General features: G+C 43.9%; 2 protein-coding genes. Both read right to left on the minus strand.

Translation table 11 applies throughout. The features are described 5' to 3' along the window. Window positions 1-258: phycobilisome rod-core linker polypeptide (locus M595_RS28040; protein ID WP_023069930.1), on the minus strand; the 258-nt coding region annotated here is incomplete at its 3' end. A gap of 263 nt (window positions 259-521) precedes the next feature. Beyond that, a partial coding sequence (locus tag M595_RS28045) for a bilin-binding protein (RefSeq protein WP_040484794.1) occupies window positions 522-863 on the minus strand: 342 nt, incomplete at its 5' end.

Raw genomic sequence — 863 nt, forward strand, 5'->3', positions numbered from 1 at the left:
CAACTCAGAAAGGGCAACGGCACGCACAAAATCACGAACTGTTAAATTTCCCTGTCTGAGTAAAGATTCTGCTGACGTCAAACGTTCAGCTTTCATAATATACTCGTTACCGAGTACCTGTCTGTAGGTGGCACGAAAAATAGCTTGTAGATCGCTTTCTGTCCAATCTGGACGCAATTCTACTTTGCTGCCATCAAACGCATCTAGGCCTAATCGTCCCGCAGCTTGTAAATTAGCGGGTACTAATAATGTTGTCATCGCTACCTCATCGACACATAATAAACCGAATTCCGTATTCTTCAATTAATATTTATTAAAGAAAAATACGAGGAAAAACTCATAACTGTTTGCGTTCTGTTAGATGAAACTGCCGAGAACAGCAAAAAGATTTTAAAAGTTGCTTGTTTTATTCAGCTCTCTATCTAACTAATAAGATGCCTGGAGCGTTAAATAACTGCTAACTCAACAAACTTCTGTGGTTAGCTAACAGCTATCTATCGTTCCAGGCAACAAACCGCTGACTAGCTCAGAGCATTGATTGCGTAGTCGAGGTAAGAATTAGCTTCCACAGCAGGATCGCCGCTTAAGCCATGATTGGCTTTGATGTGCTTGAGGGCTTCGATGTACCAGCTCGGAGACAATTCAAAAGTCCGGTTGATTTCATCGATACCTGCAATCAGGTACTCATCCATGGGGCCAGTACCACCTGCGATTAAGCAGTAGGTAACCATCCGCAGGTAGTAACCGATGTCACGAGCGCATTTATCTTTACCGCGTTGGTCTGCGGCGTAGTTCGGCCCTTGCATTTGAGTCGTGTAGGGGAACTTGGAATAAACGGCTTGAGAAGATCGGAAGAGCACACG

The organism is Lyngbya aestuarii BL J (assembly GCF_000478195.2).
Taxonomy (GTDB): domain Bacteria; phylum Cyanobacteriota; class Cyanobacteriia; order Cyanobacteriales; family Microcoleaceae; genus Capilliphycus; species Capilliphycus aestuarii.